Genomic DNA, 18,173 nt, shown 5'->3' on the forward strand with positions numbered 1-18,173 from the left:
TGATAGTATGGTACCGGCCCCTGCCCGCCGGTGGCCTGGAGGCTTCATGTTCGACGGCCCGTTCGATTTCTTTGCGCTGATCATTGCAATCATCGCCTTCCTGATTGCAATCAAGGCCTCGAACCAGGCGACCGAGCTGCGGCGACGGCTGAGCTCGCTCGAAGAGATATTCAATGCGCAGCGTCCGGTGCAGCCGCCGCCGCTCACGGCTGTTTGGGAGCAGGCACCCGCGGCCACCGCCACAACCGCCGCCGCGGAGCCGCCGCCGCTTGCGCCCGAACCTGAACTGGTGCCGCCTCCGCCCCTCGCCGAGGATGCTCCTTCTCCACCGCTCGAAACCAGCCTCGAAGCCGGCGCACCGCCGCCGCTGCCGGCACCCGCACCCGGCCTGGAGGAGCGGCTCGGCACGCGCTGGGTGGTGTGGATCGGCGGCCTTGCGCTCGCGCTCGGCGGCTTCTTCATGGTGCGCTATTCGATCGAGGCCGGCCTTCTTGGCCCCGGCGTGCGCGTATTCCTGGGTGGCCTGTTCGCAGCCGCGCTGCTAGGCGCCGGCGAATGGACGCGCCGCAAGGAGAGCATCTCGAGCATTGCGGCGCTGCCGATCGCAAACATTCCCGCGATCCTCACCGCAGCGGGCACCGCGGTGGCGTTTGCGACCATCTACGCGGCCTACGCGCTCTACGGCTTCCTCGTGCCGGCGACGGCCTTCGTGCTGCTCGGCATCGTTGCGATGGGGACGCTGGCCGCTGCACTGTTGCACGGCCCTGCGCTCGCCGGCCTCGGCGTGGTCGGCGCCTTCGTGACGCCGATCCTCGTCTCCAGCGACAAGCCGGACTTTTGGGCGCTCTATATCTATCTTGCGGTCGTGACAGCTGCGAGCTTTGGTCTCGCCCGTATCCGACTGTGGCGCTGGCTTGCGGTCACGACCATCGTCTTCGCCGTGCTCTGGACCTTCCCGGGTCTCGACGCCGCCGAACTGCAGGTCGCCCCGTACGCCTTCCACGTCATTGCCGGCTTCGTGCTGGCGGCGCTGCTCGTCGTCTGCGGCTTCATGTTCGGGCCTGGCATCGAGGACGGCGAGATCGAGCCGGTGTCTTCGAGTTCGCTCGGCGCCTATCTGTTCGGCGCGATGCTGATCGTGCTGTCGAGCGCGCATGCCGACCTCGCGCTGATCGCGTTTGCACTTCTCGTCGGCGGCACGCTGTTCGTCGCCTGGCGCGCGCCGGCGGCGACCGGTGCGCTGGGCGCGGCTGCGTCAGCCGTCTTCATCGTGTTCGCCGAATGGGCGGTGCGCGCCAATCCTGATATGCTGGTGCTGCCGGGCGGCCCCATCGCGGGAATTGGATCGGCCGTGACCGACAGCGCGGTGACGCTGCATCTCGTGACGGCCGCGATCTTCGCCGCCGGCTTCGGCATTGCGGGCTTCCTCGCGCAGGGTCGCTCGAACTCCGCGATCATTCCGGTGGTGTGGTCGGCGGCCGGCGTCGCCACGCCGATCGCGATCCTGGTTGCGCTCTATGCGCGCATTGCCCATCTCGACCGCTCGATCCCCTTCGCGATCCTGGCCGTGCTGCTCGCGGCAGCGTTCGGCGCCGCGACCGAAGCCCTGACGCGTCGGGAAACCCGGCCGGGCGGCATGATTTCCACCGCCCTGTTCGCGACCGGCACGCTCGGCGCGCTGGCGCTGGCGTTGACCTTCGCACTGGAAAAGGGCTGGCTCACCATCGCGCTTGCGCTGATGTCGCTCGGCACCGCCTGGATCTCGTTGCAGCGCCCGATTCCGTTCCTGCGCTGGCTCGCCGCGATCTTCGCCGGGCTCGTCACTGCGCGCATCGCCTACGATCCTCGCATCGTCGGCGACGCCGTCGGCACCACGCCGATTTTCAACTGGCTGTTGTGGGGCTACGGCCTTCCGGCCGCATCGTTCTGGGCCGCGAGCGTCTTCCTGCGCCGCCGCGCCGACGATGCGCCGCTGCGCATGGTCGAGACCGCAGCAATCCTGTTCACCGCCCTGCTCGCCTTCATGGAGATCAGGCACTTTGCGACCGGCGGCCGCATGACCGCGGCCCCCTCGCTGCTCGAATTCGCGCTGCAGGTCTGCATCACGCTGGCGATGGCGATCGGGCTGGAACGCTTGCGGCTGCGCAGCCGCAGCATCGTGCACAATGCCGGCGCGGTCGTTCTGACCGTGATCGCCGGGCTCATCAGCGTATTCGGCCTGTTGATCCTGGAGAATCCGCTGCTGTGGCGCACCGACGTCGGCGGACTCGTGTTCAACCTGTTGCTGCTCGGCTATGCGCTGCCGGCCGTGCTGATGCTGCTCCTGTCCTATGCGGTGGTCGGCGAGCGTGGCAAGGTCTACGCCAATACGATTGCAGGCGGCGCGCTCGTGTTCGCGCTCGCTTATGTCACGCTCGAGATCCGCCGCTTCTATCACGGGCCGATCCTGTCCACAGGATCCACCACGAGCGCCGAGCAATACACCTATTCGATCGGCTGGCTCGGTTTCGGCGTCGTTCTGCTCGGCGTCGGGATCCTCGTCAACTCGGAGCGCGCGCGCCTTGCCTCTGCCGCCGTGATCGCGCTGACGATCCTGAAGGCCTTCGTGGTCGACATGTCGACCCTGACCGGCGTCTATCGCGCGCTCTCGTTCATGTGCCTCGGCGTCGTGCTGGTCGCGATCGGCTGGCTGTACCAACGCATCCTGTTCCGGCGGCAGGTTACGCCGCCGCCGGCCGCGCCGCAGACGGGCGCGTGAAGGTCAGGCCGCGCGGACCGATTCCAGGAACTGCGCGACTTCCACCTTCAGGCGGGTGCTGTCGGTCGCCAGCGACTTCGCCGCCGACAGCACTTCGGCCGAGGCCGAGCCGGTCTCGGTCGCGCCGCGCTGCACGTTGGTGATGTTGGAGGAAACCTCCTGCGTGCCGAGCGAGGCCTGCTGAACGTTGCGCGAGATCTCCTGTGTGGCCGCGCCCTGCTCCTCGACGGCGGCCGCAATCGCGGCAGACACTTCGGACAGACGCTCGATGGTACCGCCGATCTCCTGGATGGCGCTGACCGATTCCTGCGTCGCGGCCTGAATCCCGGACACCTGCGCCCCGATCTCGCCGGTCGCCTTCGCGGTCTGCTCGGCCAGCGCCTTGACCTCGGAGGCGACCACCGCAAAGCCGCGGCCGGCTTCCCCTGCGCGCGCCGCTTCGATCGTCGCGTTCAGCGCCAGCAGATTGGTCTGGCCGGCGATGGTGTTGATGAGTTCGACGACATCGCCGATGCGGGAGGCGGCCTGCGACAGCGCGTTGACGCGTTCGTTGGTCCTTGCCGCCTGCTCGACGGCCTCCGCCGCCATCCGCGCCGAATCCTGCACGCGGCGGCTGATCTCGGTGATGGAGGACGACAGCTCCTCGGAGGCGGACGCCACCGCCTGGACGTTGGTGGAGGCTTCCTCCGACGCAGCCGCAACGACCGTTGCGAGCTCCTTGCCGCGCTGCGCGGTGCCGCTCAGCGTGGCCGCTGAGGCCTCGAGCTCGGTGGAGGCCGACGACACGGTCTGGACGACCTCGCCGATCATGGTCTCGAAATTGCGGGTGATGGCATCGACGCGGCGGCCGCGTTCGATCTTGGCTTCGGCGTCGCGCGCCGCGGCCTCGTCGGCAGCCTTCTTCGCGATCAGCGCGTCCTTGAAGATCTGGAGCGCGTCCGCCATCGCGCCGATCTCGGTCTTCTCGCCGCGATGCGGCACCTCGGCCGAGAGGTCGCCCTCGCCGAGCGACTGCATGGGCCGAATGATCGAGGCGATGCCGCGCGAGACGTCCCGCACGAGATAGTAGGCGGCGGCGATCGCGATCACGACGGAGGCCACGATGATCCCGACCAGCACACGGAAGATCGTAGCGTAGCTGTCGGCCGCCTGCTTCGTCTCCATCTCGGCGCCCTGATTGTTCATTTCGATGCCCTTCTGGAGCAGGGGATCTGCGGCCTGGGCCATCTTCGCGACCTTGGTCTGCAACATCTCGTTGGCATCGGTCGGGAAGCGGCCGACGCTCTTGCGCGACAGCGCCATGGTCTCCTGCACGCCATTCAGATAATCGGCCCAGGCCTTGGTCCATTGCTCGTAGAGCGCGCGCTCCTCGGCGCTCGTGATCAGCGGCTCGTAGATCTTGCGGGTCTTCTCGATCCGTTCGCGCAAGCCAGCCAGGCGCTTCTCAGCCGCTTCCTTGCCCTCGGCAGTATCCTGCATCAGGTGCAGACGCAGCGCGACGCGCAACTCGTTGATGTCGGCGCGCATCGACCCGAGCGCACGTACGCTCGGCAACCAGCCCTGTGCGATTTCGACCGTATGGGCATTGATGTTCTGCATCGTGCCGATCGCCATCACGCCGACACCGGCGAGCGAGAGCACGAGCACCGACAGCACGGTCAGCAGCTTGAAGACGATCGACAACTTCGACATAACGACAAATCCCGATAGTGAACGCGCACATCACCTGCGCCTCAGACGTCACGACGGACGACCGGGCGGGGGTCAGTTCAACGATGCTGGCTGGTTCTTATCCCGTGAGATTGCGCTCATAATTGCAAACAGGCGTTAACAGGAACCTACGTAAAACTACGGCTCGCGCGCGCCGATGATCGACGCAGATGGAAATGCTCTCGTCATAGTTGCAGATTGCAGCTTCAGGTCGGATCTAGGACGCTTTTCAGTCGATCGTCTCGCCGACGAGACTGACGCGAAACACCGGTTGCTTGTTCTCGTCGAGCAGCTCCATGCACCACTTGGCATTCGGCTTCAGGCCGCGTGCGATACTGCCGAGCAGATTGGCGCAGACTTCGGTCATCTCGGTCCAGGCTGCCGCGCGATCCTCGAATTCGAACGGCTGGTCGGCCGCACCGGAATAGCGACCGGTGCTGATGCGAAAGAAGTAGAGCGACATCGTCGAACCCTTGCGTGGACCGCCCCCTGCCCCGCGCAAACTGAGGCGCGAACAGCTACCAAGGCATGAAGGCTGCCGTCCGTAAGACTACGGCGCGGCGGCTTCGGGTTCGATGGATGATCGCGGAAGGAGCGGCGGGGCTGCCTCGTGCAGGCCGCTCACTGGGTCGAGCGGCGCAGCTCCAACGGGGCCTCGGTCTTCGCGGGCTCGGACTTCACCGGCTCGATCCGGCTGCTCTCGACGCGCGGGGTCTCGACCCGCGCGGCTACCTCGGTGTTCGAGGCGGCGACCGAACCGGTGTGCTCCGGCCTGTGCAATGAGCGCGGGCGCGCGACAGCGCGGGCCATCAGCATCTGATTGCCGCCCTGGTGACGGAAGTCGCAATAGGCGAAGCCCATGCCCGACACCGAACCGCGGAAGCTGCGATCGTCGGTCTTTTCCAGATTGAAACAGGGCTCGAACGGAATGCCCTTGATCGAGGCGCAAACGTTCTGGCCCCGGATCTGGAGCGTGTTGCCGGGTAATCGGAGATGCTTGACCGGGCCGGAGCCCGAGAATTGCACCGCGCCGGCGGCGCCGAGATCGTCGAGGATGCGCCCTGCACCGCGCGTGCCGTCGAAACAGGTGAAGGCGAATACCTTGCCGGCGACGAAGCGGCGCGCCTCGTCGGCGTTCATGCTTCCCGCAATGGCCGGCGCAAACGTTGCTGCCGCCGTGACAGCCCCCAACACAATACGCGCAAGCATGCTCAACTCCGAACCCAACCCCCGCAGCGGGCGATGCCTTATCTCTTTACCCGCTGCTTACCATACGAACCATGGCGAGATTGAAGCAGCTTGGTTGGTAAAGTCTGAACGCCGTCAGACAATTTTTACCACGACGCGGCCGCGGACCTGGCCGGCCAGGATCTTGGCGCCCCAATCCGAAACTTCGGACAAGGAAATTTCTGTAGTTATTTCAGACAGTTTCGCCGGATCCAGATCGGTTGCCAGGCGCTGCCAGGCCGCCTTCCTGGGCTCGATCGGGCACATCACGGAATCGATGCCGAGAAGGCACACTCCGCGCAAAATAAACGGCGCCACCGAGGACGGCAGGTCCATGCCGGCCGCGAGGCCGCAGGCCGCAATGGCCCCGCCATACTTCGTCATCGAGAGCAGGTTGGCGAGGGTGGTCGAGCCGACGCTGTCGACGCCGCCCGCCCAGCGCTCCTTGGCGAGGGGCTTTGCCGGACCCGACAGTTCGTTGCGGTCGATGATCTCGGCGGCTCCCAGCTGCTTCAGGTAGTCGGCCTCCGCGGCGCGGCCGGTCGAAGCGATGACGTGGTAGCCGAGCTTGCCGAGCACCGCGATCGCGACGGAGCCGACGCCGCCGGCAGCGCCCGTCACCACGACCGGGCCGCTTTTCGGCGAGATGCCGTGCTTCTCGAGCGCCAGCACCGAGAGCATCGCGGTGAAGCCGGCTGTCCCGATCGCCATGGCGTCGCGCGCCGACAGGCCTTGCGGCAGGGCGACCAGCCAGTCGCCCTTCACGCGGGCCTTCTCGGCATAGGCGCCGAGATGGGTTTCGCCCATGCCCCAGCCGGTGCAGACGACCTTGTCGCCGGCCTTCCACTGCGGATGCGAGGAGGCCTCGACCGTGCCGGCGAAGTCGATGCCGGCGATCATCGGGAAGCGGCGCACCACCGGCGCCTTGCCGGTGAGCGCGAGGCCGTCCTTGTAGTTCAGCGTCGACCATTCGACCCGGACGGTGACGTCGCCCTCCATCAGCTCGGCTTCGTCGAACTGCGTGAGCTGTGCGGTGGTGCCCTTGTCTGCCTTGTCGATCCTGACAGCCTTGAATGTGGCCACGACTGAACTCCCTGACTTGTTGTCGGGACTGTTTAGCTGATCAGGCCGGCTGCGCAACCGCTCGCTCGACGGGTTTCTCCACAATCGGAAGATTGATCAGCGCCGAGAGCACGCCGAACAGGATCGAGAGCCACCAGATCGGTGTGTAGGAACCGTACGCTTCGAATACGATGCCCCCGAGCCAGACTCCGAGGAAGCCACCGACCTGGTGGCTGACGAACGCGAAACCATAGAGCGTGGCGAGCCAGCGAGTGCCAAACATCAGCGCCACCAGCGCCGAGGTCGGCGGCACCGTCGACAGCCAGGTCAGGCCGGAGATCGCGCCGAACATGATCGCCGAGAACGGCGTGATCGGGAACGAGATGAAGGCGAGCGTCGCAAGCGCGCGCGTGAAGTAGATGGTCGAGAGGATGTAGCGCTTGGGCAAGCTGTTCTGGAGATAGCCGACGCTGAGCGATCCGATGATGTTGAACAGGCCGATCGCCGCGATCACCCAGCCGCCGGTTTGCGCGGTGATGCCGCGATCGACCAGGAAGGCCGGCAGATGCACGGTGATGAAGGCGAGCTGAAAGCCGCAGGTGAAGAAGCCGAGTACCAAAAGCACATAGGAGCGGTGGCCGAAAGCCTCCGCGAGCGCCTTTGTAATGGTCTGCTCGTCCGCAGGCGCCGTATTGGCCGTGCTTGCGACAGGCGGCGTCGAGAGCGCCAGCGATAGCGGGATGATCAGCAGCATCAGGAAACCGAACACGGAGAGGGCCTGCTGCCAGCCGAAATTGTCGATCAGCGCGACGCCGATCGGTGCGAACAGGAACTGTCCGAACGAGCCAGCGGCAGTGCCTGCGCCGAGGGCAAGGCCGCGCTTCTCCGCCGGCAAGAGCTTGGTGAAGGCCGACAGCACCAGGTTGAACGAGCAGCCGGCAAGACCAAAGCCGATCATCACGCCGGCGCCGATGTTGAGCGACAGCGGCGTCGAGGAATAGCGCATCAGGAGCAGGCCGCCGGCATAGAGCAGCGCGCCGACGCACATCACCCGAAACAGGCCGAAGCGATCCGCCACCGCACCGGCGAACGGCTGGCCTAGTCCCCACAACAGATTCTGCACGGCGATGGCGAGGCCGAACACGTCGCGGCCCCAGCTGAATTCATGGCTCATCGGCTGCACGAAGAACCCGAGCGCCGAGCGCGGGCCGAAGCCAAGCATGCCGATCGCACAGCCGCAGAGAATGATGACGGCCGGGGTACGCCAGTTGGAGGAACGGGAGGCCGGAGCGAGCTCGCCGATCTGTGTCGACATTGTCTTCCTCGTCTGTCTTTGGCGGGCCCGCAAATCAGCAGCCGCGGACAGCCCGTTTAATGCATCTGCATGAAGATCCCAAATCAAAAACGATTGCATTTCACGAAGAGCTGCCGCGGGAGCATTGCGTTTCAATGCGACCTCAGGTGATGCGACTAGCGGCCTGTTGACGGGAATGTGTGAGGGAGCACCTAGCCACACGCGGGGTGCCGTGCTATTTTTGATTTACTCATGCTGAGCATATTTGACCTGGACCGGCCTTGCGGCCGGATTTCTCGGGCCAGGTATATTCTCAATGTGAGCATAACAAGCCACGCATGGGAGGCTTCGATGCCCATTTCTGGAATTTACGGCCCCGACGACTTCACCAATCGGCCGAGGGGCCAACCCATCACCCCGCCCCGCGCTGCGCCGGTGCCCACGGGACCGAGATCGCCAGAGCCCTCCCTGGAGTGGACCCCGGCGATCGAACGCGCCACGGCGCCGCTCTATGAGCGCGTCAAGCACGTGATCCCGCCGGTGGAATGGCCGCTGATGGCGCCGACGATTCACGCGATCAACGAGCTGAAGCGCGCGCGGGGCGCCGTCATCCTCGCCCACAACTACCAGGCGCCGGAGATCTTCCACTGCGTCGCCGACATCGGCGGCGACTCGCTGCAGCTCGCGGTCGAAGCCACCAAGGTGAAGGCCGACATCATCGTCCAGTGCGGCGTGCACTTCATGGCGGAGACCGCGAAGCTGCTCAATCCGGACAAGACCGTCTTGATCCCGGATTCGCGCGCCGGCTGCTCGCTTGCCGCCAGCATCACCGGCGCGGACGTGCGGCTGCTCCGCGAAAAATTTCCCGGCGTGCCCGTCGTCGCCTATGTCAACACCTCGGCAGAGGTGAAGGCGGAGGTCGACATCTGCTGTACCTCGTCCAACGCGGTGGAGGTGGTGGAGAGCCTGAATGCGCCGACCGTGATCTTCCTGCCCGACCGCTATCTGGCGACCTACGTCGCCTCCAAGACCGACGTGAAGATCATCGCCTGGAAGGGCGCCTGCGAGGTGCATGAGCGTTTCACTGGCGAGGAGCTGCGCCAATATCGCCAGGCCGATCCAACCGTGCAGATCATCGCGCATCCGGAGTGTCCGCCGGACGTGCTGGCGGAGGCGGACTTCACCGGTTCGACCGCACACATGATCAACTGGGTCCGCGCAAAGCGGCCGCGGCGGCTAATCATGATCACCGAATGCTCGATGGCCGACAATGTCAGGGCCGAGCTGCCTGACGTCGAGATGCTGCGCCCTTGCAATCTCTGTCCGCACATGAAGCGCATCACGCTCGCCAAGATTCTGGAGAGCCTGCTGACGCTGCGCGAGGAGGTGATGATCGATCCCGCGCTGGCAGAGCGCGCCAGGCGCTCGGTGGAGCGGATGATCAATCTGAAGAATTGAGAGCAAGACAACATGCAACACAGCATCCACGACCTCGCTTGCACCGACGACGTCGTCATCGTCGGCGGCGGCCTCGCCGGGTTGTTCTGCGCGCTGAAGCTGGCGCCGCGGCCGGTGACCTTGATCTCGGCGGCACCGCTCGGACAGGGCGCGTCGTCCGCCTGGGCACAAGGCGGCATCGCCGCGGCGGTGGCCGAAGGCGATACGCCGGAGGCACACGCGGCCGATATAATCGCGGTCGGCGGCGGCCTCGTCGACGACGCCGTCGCGCTCGGGATCGCGCGCGAGGCGGCGCCGCGCATCGAGGATCTTCTTGCCTATGGCGTGCCGTTCGATCGCGACCTCGAAGGCAGGCTTGCCGTCGGACGGGAAGCTGCGCATTCCGCGCGGCGCATCGTGCATGTGCGCGGCGATGGCGCCGGCGCCGCCATCATCGCAGCCTTGAGCGAGGCGGTGCGGCGCACGGTCTCGATCCGCCTGGTGGAAGGCTTCGTGGCCGAAGCATTGTCGACCGGGGACGGCGCGGTCACCGGGCTTCAATTGCGCGAGGCCGGATACCCCGCTGCACCGCCGGTCATGCTCGCCTCGCGCATGATCGTGCTGGCGACCGGCGGGCTCGGCCATCTCTACGGCGTCACCACCAATCCTTCTGAAGCGAGCGGCTTGGGCCTCGCGATCGCGGCCCGCGCCGGCGCCGTCATCGCCGACCCCGAATTCGTGCAGTTCCACCCGACCGCAATCATGGTCGGCCGCGATCCCGCGCCACTCGCCACCGAAGCCCTGCGCGGCGAGGGGGCGACGCTGATCAACGGCAACGGCGAGCGCTTCATGCCGGCGCACCACCCGCTCGCCGAGCTCGCGCCACGCGACATCGTCGCCCGCGGCGTGTTCGCCGAGATCGCGGCCGGGCGCGGCGCCTTCCTCGACGCGCGGCAGGCGCTGGGCGCGCGCTTTGCCGAAAAATTCCCGACGGTTCATGCGAGCTGCATCGCAGCCGGTATCGATCCGGCTGCGCAACCGATTCCGATCGCGCCGGCTGCGCATTACCACATGGGTGGCATCGCGGTGGACGCGCGCGGCCGCAGCTCGATCGACGGGCTCTGGGCTGGCGGCGAAGTGTCCGCGACCGGCGCTCATGGCGCCAACCGCCTCGCCTCGAATTCGCTGCTCGAGGCGGTGGTCTATGCCGCGCGCATCGCCGACGACATCGCCGGTTGCGCTGTTCCCTCGCCCGCCCGCTCACCAGACGCATGGGTGGCGTCACGCGCCGGACCGCTGGACGCTGCAACGGTGAAGCGGCTCCGTGCGATGATGAGCGCGCGTGTCGGGGTGATGCGCGACGGTGACGGGCTTGCGGAAGCGGTGCACCACTTCGCCATGCTCGAGCGGGAGGCCGGAAACAACGTCCTCCGCAACATGGCGGCGTCGGCTCTGCTCGTTGCCGCGGCGGCCTGGACGAGGCGCGAGAGCCGCGGCGCGCATTTCCGTTCGGATCATCCGGCCGAGGCTCCCGGGCCGGCACAGAGAACGATGACCACCCTCGCCGCAGCGCGCGAGGTCGCGGAGAGCCTGACCGAGCATTCGCGCCCGCGGAGCTCGCAACCCATGATCGCCTGACGGAGGCCATATGATCACCCCGACCTCACTGCTCTATCCCGATGCGTTTCTCTCGCCGCTCGCGATCGACACGGCCGTGGAGCGCGCGCTCGACGAGGACCTCGGCCGCGCCGGCGACATCACCTCGCTCGCGACGGTCCCGGAGGCGACGCGCGCACAAGCCGTGCTCGTCGCGCGCCAGTCCGGGGTGATCGCCGGCCTGCCGCTGGCGCTAGCGACCTTGCAGAAGCTGTCGCCCGACATCGACGTGCGCGCACATGTCCGCGATGCCGCGCGGGTTGCGCGCGGCCAGCACGTGATGACGATCTCGGGCCCCGCGCGCGCCATTCTCACCGCCGAGCGGACCGCGCTGAACTTCGTCGGCCGCCTGTCGGGCATCGCCACGCTCACGGCGGACTACGTGGCGCGCACCGAGGGCACCAGGATGCGCATCTGCTGCACGCGCAAGACCACGCCGGGATTGCGCGCGCTGGAGAAATACGCGGTGCGCTGCGGCGGCGGCTTCAACCATCGCTTCGGGCTCGACGACGCCATCCTGATCAAGGACAATCACATCGCCGTCGCCGGCGGCATCCGTCCGGTGCTGGAGCGCGCACGAGCCCATGCCGGCCATTTGGTCAAGATCGAGATCGAGGTGGATACGCTGGCGCAATTGCGCGAGGTGCTGGCGACCGGAACGGCCGACGCCGTGCTGCTCGACAACATGGACCTCGCGACGCTGCGCGAGGCTGTCGCGATCAACGAGGGCCGCCTCGCGCTCGAGGCATCGGGCGGCGTCACGCTGGACGCGATCGCCGCAATCGCCGCGACCGGCGTCGATTACGCCTCGGCCGGCGCACTGACGCATTCGGCGCCGAACTTCGACTGTGCGCTGGACATCGAGGCGTGATGGCGCGTCTTGCGTCATGGCCGGGCTTGTCCGGCCATCCACGTCTTTGTCCCGCGCTGCGAAGAACGTGGATGCCCGGGACGAGCCCGGGCATGACGATCACTTGCAGGCGCTATCGCCGCTCACCCATCTCGGCGGAGCTCTTGGCTTCCTGCGCGAGCTCGGCCGACAGCGCGGCGGTCTGCGCCGGCGTGCCCCAGCTCGGCTCTTCGCTGCCGTCGCCCCATTTGCGCGGACGATAGAAGGTGTGCACGCCGGTCTTGTACATCTTCTTCATCTCGGCGACCCAGGACGGGCGTACCCAATAAGCGTGATAGTGCGTGGACTTGCCGACCTCGGGCAGCCAGATCTGACCGTCCAGCATCGCCTTGGCGATCTTCCTGGCGCGCTCCCACATCTCGGGCTCGCGGATCACGTCGGCATTGTTGTCGCAGGCGAATGTGAACTGGCAGGCCAGGTGACGGTGCTTGTTCTGGTAGACCGCGCCGCATACGCTGTCGGGATATTTGCCGGAGAACACACGGTTCATCACCACCTGCGCCACCGCGATCTGACCGCGGACGGCTTCGCCCCGGGCTTCGAAATAGACCGCTTCGGCAAGGCACTTTTCCGATTTCGCCCGCGATTTGTCGTCGAGCGCGAGCCGCTCCGCCGGCGATCTGGCGCGCTGGTTGTCGGCGTTGACCTCGCCCTTCGGCGCGACGCTCTCGCCGCTCTCGATATCCTTGGCGATCTCCGCCGTCGGCGGGCTCAGCGCGGCCGTCACCTTCATGTCGGGATCGGGCGTCACAATCAGCGGCTCGGCGCCGGGCTGCCAGCTCTCCATGGTCTCGATATTGCCGCCGAGCGAGGAACTGCCGAAGAACAGGCTCGAGGTCTTGACGCTGAAGGGATCGCGCGCAGGCGCGGCCGGGCTCGCGGCCCGCTTCAACGCTTCCAGCGGCGGCACTGCGAGTGCCCGCGCGGCATCGCTCGCCTGCGGCAGATTGGAATATTGCGACAGCGGCGGGGCACGCAGCGCCTCCTGGAGCTCGGGATCAAGCGCGGCGGCGGATTCCGGCGACATCACCTGCGGCAACGCGGCGGACTTGGCGCCGAAGACCGAGCTGTTCGACGTCGCGGGATCCTCCTTTGCCGGCTCTGCAGCCGGCGCGGTCGTCTCGGGAACCTGCGTGGGCGCGACGATTGTGAGACGATCACCCTTCAGGGAACGGTCGACACTGGGAAAGTCGGAAGCCTGGTAGCGCGGCGGCGCCTGGAGCGCAGGATTGCGGTTGATCGCGCCGGTGACGTCGCGGCCGTCGAGGCTGGCAAGCCGGACCATCGCGCTCTGCGGCATCGACGTGCCGATGGGGCGTGAAAAGCTGTAGGTGGCGAGCTGGATCGAGGAGGCCGCGGAGAACACCTGCTTCTGCCAGCGCTCGGCGACGCCGGGTTGGCGCGCCAGCAACGAGGCAATATCCTGATAGCCGGTCTCTCTCGGCATCAATGCGAAGATGCAGAGACCGATGCCGAAGGACGCGAACCGCGCGCCCTTCGGATGGTTACGCAACACAGACATCGATACGCTCACGCTACACTTACGCTGGTCCGATCGAACTCAGTACATCCGTGCAATTCGATCTTTATTGTGAGTATCTAATTTAGGTTGCCGGGGCGTTAATCCGCGTTGCGTGCGAGGCACACTCAAGCGAACACAGGTGTTTTCACGGAGCGATGACGCGCGTTGGTAAATGCCGCCTGATGTGAAGCGGTAAACAATCGGTCAACGCAAATGGTGAAGAAACTCTTGCGCGCACGTATCACTATGGGACGTGTGAGTTCCTGGCTACGACAACAAACGCCGTCATTGCCCCCGGCTCGACCGGGGCATCCAGTACGCCGCGGCGTCTCGATTCCATCAGGACCGTTCGGCGTACTGGATCGCCCGCTCGAGGCCGGGCGATGACATCGAATGTGTGGCGAGCGCAACCCCGAACTCGAACGCTGCGTAGAAAGTGCGGTGCATAAATTGGAAGAGGCGGGGTTTTGCCCCCGCCTCTCTCAACTCAATTGCGCTTCTTCTTACGCCTGGCTCGCGACCGACTTGCCGAGCGCGGCTTGCGCCGCTGCGAGGCGGGCGATCGGCACGCGGTAGGGCGAGCAGGAGACGTAGTCGAGGCCGATATTGTGGCAGAAGGCGACGGAAGCGGGATCGCCGCCGTGCTCGCCGCAGATGCCGACCTTCAGCTTCGCCCGCGTCTTGCGGCCGCGCGCGACGCCGATCTTGACGAGCTCGCCGACGCCTTCCTGATCCAGGGAGATGAAGGGGTCGACCGACAGGATCCCCTTCGCCACGTAGGGGCCGAGGAAGCTCGCCGCATCGTCGCGGCTGATGCCGTAGGTGGTCTGCGTCAGGTCGTTGGTACCGAACGAGAAGAACTCGGCCGACTCCGCGATCTGGCCCGCGAGCAGGCAGGCGCGCGGCAGCTCGATCATGGTTCCCACCTGGTAGGCCAGCTTGGTGTTGGTCTCGCGCATCACCGCCTGGGCGGTGGCGTCGATCCGCGCCTTGACGAGATCGAGCTCGGTCTTGGTCGCGATCAGCGGCACCATCACCTCGAGTCCGACGGCCTTGCCGGTGCGCTTCTGCGCCTCCACCGCCGCCTCGAAGATCGCGCGGGCCTGCATCTCCGCGATCTCGGGATACGCGATCGCAATGCGGCAGCCGCGGAAGCCCAGCATCGGATTGAACTCGGAGAGCTCGCGGGCACGGTCCGCGAGGCGCCGCGGGTCGGTGTTCATGGCGCGAGCCACTTCCTCGACCTCGGCATGGGTGTGCGGCAGGAATTCGTGAAGGGGGGGATCCAGAAGCCGGATCGTGACCGGCAGGCCCTTCATGATCTCGAACAGCTCGACGAAGTCGGCGCGCTGCATCGGCAGCAGTTTTGCCAGCGCGGCGCGGCGCGACTGCTCGTCCTCGGAGAGGATCATCTCGCGCACCGTGCGGATGCGCGTCTCCTCGAAGAACATATGCTCGGTGCGGCAGAGGCCGATGCCTTCCGCGCCGAACTTGATCGCGGTGCGCGCATCATCGGGCGTGTCGCCGTTGACGCGGACACCGATCTTGCGGACCTGGTCGGCCCAGTTCATCAGCGTGCCGAACTCGCCGGAGAGCTCCGGCTCGATCATCGGCATGCGGCCGGCGAGCACCTGGCCGAGCGAACCGTCGATGGTGATGACGTCGCCGGTCTTGAAGGTGCGCGAGCCGATGCTCATGGTGCCGCGGCCGTAATCGACGCGGATGGTGCCGCAGCCGGAGACGCAGGGCTTGCCCATGCCGCGCGCGACCACCGCGGCATGCGAGGTCATGCCGCCGCGGGTGGTCAGGATGCCTTCAGCGGCGTGCATGCCGTGAATGTCTTCGGGGCTGGTCTCGATGCGGACCAAAATCACTTTGCGCCCATCGCCCTGGAGCTTGGCGGCCTCGTCCGAGGAGAATACGATCTCGCCGGAGGCCGCGCCAGGCGAAGCCGGAAGGCCGGTGGCAATCACGTCGCGCTTGGCGTTGGGATCGATGGTCGGATGCAGAAGCTGGTCGAGTGACGCCGGATCGATCCGCATCACCGCTTCCTCCTTCGAGATCAGGCCCTCGTTGGCGAGCTCGACCGCGATGCGCAGCGCCGCCTTCGCGGTGCGCTTGCCGCCGCGGGTCTGCAGCATCCAGAGCTTGCCTTGCTCGACGGTGAACTCCATGTCCTGCATGTCGCGGTAGTGCTTCTCGAGCAGCGTGTAGATCCGCGTCAGCTCCTTGAACGCCTCCGGCATTGCCGCTTCCATCGACGCCTTGTCGGAGCCCGACTCCTTGCGCGCGTCCTCGGTGATGTCCTGCGGCGTGCGGATGCCCGCCACCACGTCCTCGCCTTGCGCGTTGATCAGGAACTCGCCGTAGAGCTTGCTCTCGCCGGTGGAGGGATTGCGGGTGAAAGCGACGCCGGTCGCCGAGGTCTCGCCCATGTTGCCGAACACCATGGCCTGCACGTTGACCGCGGTGCCCCAGGATTCCGGAATGTCGTGCAGCTTGCGATAGGTCACCGCGCGCGCGTTCATCCAGGATGAGAACACCGCGCCGATCGCACCCCAGAGCTGGTCGTGCGGATCCTGCGGGAAGTCCTTGCCGGTCTCGCGCGCGACCGCGTCCTTGTACTTGCCGACCAGTTCGACCCATTCGTCAGCCGACAGGTCGGTGTCGAGCGTATAGCCCTGGCTGTCCTTGAAGGTGTCGAGGATTTCCTCGAAGTGATGGTGCTCGAAGCCGAGCACCACGTCCGAATACATCGTGATGAAGCGGCGATAGCTGTCATAGGCGAAGCGGCGGTCGCCCGACAATTCTGCCAGCGCTTCCACGGTCTGGTCGTTGAGGCCGAGATTCAGAACGGTGTCCATCATGCCCGGCATCGAGGCGCGCGCGCCGGAGCGCACCGACACGAGCAGCGGATTCCTGGAATCGCCGAAGATCTTGCCGGTCAACTTGCCGACATAGTCGAGCGCCTTCTCAACCTGCGACTGCAACTCCTTCGGATAGGTCTTGTCGTGGGCGTAGAAATAAGTGCAGACCGAGGTCGGGATGGTGAAGCCCGGAGGCACGGGGAGGCCGAGATTGGCCATTTCGGCGAGATTGGCGCCCTTGCCGCCGAGCAGGTCGCGCATTTGCGAGCGGCCTTCGGCCTTGCCGTCGCCGAACGTGTAGACCCATTTGCCGGCTTTGGCCGCAGCAGGCGCTGCCTTGGCAGGTGCAGCCGTCTTCGGAGCGGGCTTGGCAGCGACCTTCGGCGCGGCCGCCTTGGTCACGGCCTTTGAAACCGGCTTAGCAGCCGGCTTTCCAGCGGCCTTGGCAGCAGCAGCTTTGGCGACCGGCTTCGGCGCGCTCTGGGCCAGCGCCTTGCGGGCTGGCGGCGCGGCTTTCGCGGCAGCAGAGGGCTTTGATTTCGCTGGCATTTTCGCTGGCATTTTCTTGGGCTTCGAGGCGGCTTTGGCCATAGCTTGCACACAACCTGCGAGAGGAATGGGAAATCGCGGGCCTTACACCACTTTGGGCGGGCCCGCGCAAGGCGGACAGTTCCGAAAAGTGAACGCCGCTTAGAAGCGGAGCCACTTCAGGAGCCCGAGTCCGATCGCGCCGTTGACGATGAGGAAGATCGCGACGATGAGGTTGAGAAGCCGCGGCATGATCAGAATGAGCACGCCCGCAATCAACGACAGGATCGGCGAAATGTGGGCGACGGTGATGTGCATGAACTATCTTTCTGTGGAGGTGGGGCGAATCGCGCGCGGATCATACCCGGACAGGTTCCGCGAGTAGAGATGCGCAGCACCGGCCGAGAGTTCCCGTGCCCGCGAAACTGCCTGAAATTGCCGCGAATAAGGCCGGCCTTTTCCCGGAACATTGGCTTTGGGCATGCATTGGCAACCGGTCGCGCCGCTTGCGCGGCTGGACATCACGTTGAAGGAGTTGCCCATGCGGAACAGGATTCTTGCTCTTGCAGCGCTCGCGGCCATGATCGGCTCGCCGCTTGCCGCGCAGGCGCAAAGCACCGTCACGGTCGGACGCGCGCCCGCCGTGGTTGACGGCCCGACGATTGCAGTCGAACACCGGCCCGCCTTTCGTGAGTATGTTGTCGAGCAGCGTGTACCAGCCTTCAGCATTCCGGATCGCGTCGTGGTCGGCACCACCTTACCCGAGGCTGGCGTCACCTATTATGACGTGCCGCAACGCTTCGGCGCCACCACCTATCGCTACACCGTCGTGAACGGCGAAACCGTGCTGGTCGAGCCACGCTCGCGCCGCATCGTCGAGGTGGTGGACTAGATTCGTAGTTGGAAGCGCTTCTTCACGTGAGGCGGTTGCCGTCTCGCGTGAAGACGCTATCCGCCCAATCGATGTCCGGCGCGTCACATCAGGCTGGCGCGAACTGTGTTAATCGGACATCAGCCCCGCCCGGTCCTCCCCCCGCCGGGCGGGGCATTTTTGTGTGCGACACATCAACAGCCGTCATTCCGGGGCGCGCATAGCGCGAGCCCGGAATCCATCGTGCCGCGAGTTACGAGGAGAAATGGATTCCGGGCTCGCGCCAAGCGGCGCGCCCCGGAATGACGTCTGTGTTTGCGGCGTTCGGCGC

Annotated in this window: 13 protein-coding genes; 5 read left to right on the top strand and 8 right to left on the bottom strand. The window is 66.1% G+C overall.

The features are described from left to right. Window positions 1-46 precede the first annotated feature (46 nt). The gene (locus AC3WLX_RS10285; RefSeq protein ID WP_492335744.1) at window positions 47-2,758 is read left to right on the top strand and encodes a DUF2339 domain-containing protein; all 2,712 of its coding nucleotides are present in this window, start codon (window positions 47-49) and stop codon (window positions 2,756-2,758) included. Window positions 2,759-2,761: 3 nt separating this feature from the next. Here the strand turns inward: AC3WLX_RS10285 and AC3WLX_RS10290 are convergent, their stop codons facing one another. The 5 genes from AC3WLX_RS10290 to AC3WLX_RS10310 all read right to left on the bottom strand — a co-directional run bounded on the left by AC3WLX_RS10290 (window position 2,762) and on the right by AC3WLX_RS10310 (window position 8,072). Continuing rightward, window positions 2,762-4,450 carry a methyl-accepting chemotaxis protein gene (locus AC3WLX_RS10290; protein WP_492335745.1) on the bottom strand — a complete coding sequence of 563 codons (1,689 nt, stop codon included), beginning with the start codon at window positions 4,448-4,450 and terminating at the stop codon, window positions 2,762-2,764. A 247-nt stretch (window positions 4,451-4,697) separates the two neighbouring features. Beyond that, window positions 4,698-4,931, bottom strand: a complete 234-nt coding sequence (locus AC3WLX_RS10295; protein WP_291629638.1) for a DUF6894 family protein — start codon at window positions 4,929-4,931, stop codon at window positions 4,698-4,700. A 158-nt stretch (window positions 4,932-5,089) separates the two neighbouring features. Then, window positions 5,090-5,677, bottom strand: a complete 588-nt coding sequence (locus tag AC3WLX_RS10300) for a hypothetical protein (RefSeq protein WP_291629637.1) — start codon at window positions 5,675-5,677, stop codon at window positions 5,090-5,092. A 114-nt stretch (window positions 5,678-5,791) separates the two neighbouring features. Further along, window positions 5,792-6,778: an acrylyl-CoA reductase (NADPH) gene (gene acuI / locus AC3WLX_RS10305; protein WP_492335746.1), complete on the bottom strand. Its 987-nt coding sequence runs from the start codon at window positions 6,776-6,778 to the stop codon at window positions 5,792-5,794. A gap of 40 nt (window positions 6,779-6,818) precedes the next feature. Continuing rightward, window positions 6,819-8,072 (bottom strand): MFS transporter, encoded by a 1,254-nt coding sequence (locus AC3WLX_RS10310; protein WP_492335747.1) that lies wholly within the window; start codon window positions 8,070-8,072, stop codon window positions 6,819-6,821. A 330-nt stretch (window positions 8,073-8,402) separates the two neighbouring features. Here AC3WLX_RS10310 and nadA point away from each other — a divergent pair, with 330 nt between their 5' ends. Genes nadA through nadC form a run of 3 tightly spaced genes read left to right on the top strand, consistent with a single transcriptional unit; the run spans window position 8,403 to window position 12,015 of the window. Beyond that, the gene (gene nadA / locus AC3WLX_RS10315; protein WP_492335748.1) at window positions 8,403-9,509 is read left to right on the top strand and encodes a quinolinate synthase NadA; all 1,107 of its coding nucleotides are present in this window, start codon (window positions 8,403-8,405) and stop codon (window positions 9,507-9,509) included. Between the two features lie 12 nt (window positions 9,510-9,521). Further along, window positions 9,522-11,126: an L-aspartate oxidase gene (locus AC3WLX_RS10320; protein ID WP_492335749.1), complete on the top strand. Its 1,605-nt coding sequence runs from the start codon at window positions 9,522-9,524 to the stop codon at window positions 11,124-11,126. A gap of 10 nt (window positions 11,127-11,136) precedes the next feature. After that, window positions 11,137-12,015, top strand: a complete 879-nt coding sequence (nadC, locus tag AC3WLX_RS10325; RefSeq protein WP_492335750.1) for a carboxylating nicotinate-nucleotide diphosphorylase — start codon at window positions 11,137-11,139, stop codon at window positions 12,013-12,015. Window positions 12,016-12,127: 112 nt separating this feature from the next. Here the strand turns inward: nadC and AC3WLX_RS10330 are convergent, their stop codons facing one another. The 3 genes from AC3WLX_RS10330 to AC3WLX_RS10340 form a co-directional block, all read right to left on the bottom strand. Then, window positions 12,128-13,576 (bottom strand): cell wall hydrolase, encoded by a 1,449-nt coding sequence (locus AC3WLX_RS10330; RefSeq protein ID WP_492335751.1) that lies wholly within the window; start codon window positions 13,574-13,576, stop codon window positions 12,128-12,130. 503 nt (window positions 13,577-14,079) lie between these two features. Then, window positions 14,080-17,034: a pyruvate, phosphate dikinase gene (ppdK, locus tag AC3WLX_RS10335; RefSeq protein ID WP_492335752.1), complete on the bottom strand. Its 2,955-nt coding sequence runs from the start codon at window positions 17,032-17,034 to the stop codon at window positions 14,080-14,082. 99 nt (window positions 17,035-17,133) lie between these two features. Continuing rightward, entirely contained in the window at window positions 17,134-17,289 is a 156-nt protein-coding gene (locus AC3WLX_RS10340) for a DUF3096 domain-containing protein (protein WP_008562090.1), read from the bottom strand. 223 nt (window positions 17,290-17,512) lie between these two features. On the opposite strand from AC3WLX_RS10340, the gene AC3WLX_RS10345 reads away from it, so the two are divergent. Continuing rightward, window positions 17,513-17,863, top strand: coding sequence for a DUF1236 domain-containing protein (locus tag AC3WLX_RS10345; protein WP_291622820.1), 351 nt, complete (start codon window positions 17,513-17,515; stop codon window positions 17,861-17,863). The last annotated feature ends 310 nt before the right edge of the window (window positions 17,864-18,173 follow it).

It is taken from the genome of Bradyrhizobium sp. FW305-F6 (assembly GCF_058782905.1).

Excerpts from the sequence above, each read along its gene's own strand:
- nadC (WP_492335750.1), top strand. The coding sequence starts at position 11,137 with ATGATCACCCCGACCTCACTGCTCTATCCCGATGCGTTTCTCTCGCCG.
- AC3WLX_RS10295 (WP_291629638.1), bottom strand. The coding sequence starts at position 4,931 with ATGTCGCTCTACTTCTTTCGCATCAGCACCGGTCGCTATTCCGGTGCG.
- AC3WLX_RS10330 (WP_492335751.1), bottom strand. The coding sequence starts at position 13,576 with ATGTCTGTGTTGCGTAACCATCCGAAGGGCGCGCGGTTCGCGTCCTTC.
- ppdK (WP_492335752.1), bottom strand. The coding sequence starts at position 17,034 with ATGGCCAAAGCCGCCTCGAAGCCCAAGAAAATGCCAGCGAAAATGCCA.
- AC3WLX_RS10310 (WP_492335747.1), bottom strand. The coding sequence starts at position 8,072 with ATGTCGACACAGATCGGCGAGCTCGCTCCGGCCTCCCGTTCCTCCAAC.
- AC3WLX_RS10320 (WP_492335749.1), top strand. The coding sequence starts at position 9,522 with ATGCAACACAGCATCCACGACCTCGCTTGCACCGACGACGTCGTCATC.
- AC3WLX_RS10300 (WP_291629637.1), bottom strand. The coding sequence starts at position 5,677 with ATGCTTGCGCGTATTGTGTTGGGGGCTGTCACGGCGGCAGCAACGTTT.
- AC3WLX_RS10340 (WP_008562090.1), bottom strand. The coding sequence starts at position 17,289 with ATGCACATCACCGTCGCCCACATTTCGCCGATCCTGTCGTTGATTGCG.
- AC3WLX_RS10345 (WP_291622820.1), top strand. The coding sequence starts at position 17,513 with ATGCGGAACAGGATTCTTGCTCTTGCAGCGCTCGCGGCCATGATCGGC.
- AC3WLX_RS10290 (WP_492335745.1), bottom strand. The coding sequence starts at position 4,450 with ATGTCGAAGTTGTCGATCGTCTTCAAGCTGCTGACCGTGCTGTCGGTG.
- nadA (WP_492335748.1), top strand. The coding sequence starts at position 8,403 with ATGCCCATTTCTGGAATTTACGGCCCCGACGACTTCACCAATCGGCCG.
- AC3WLX_RS10285 (WP_492335744.1), top strand. The coding sequence starts at position 47 with ATGTTCGACGGCCCGTTCGATTTCTTTGCGCTGATCATTGCAATCATC.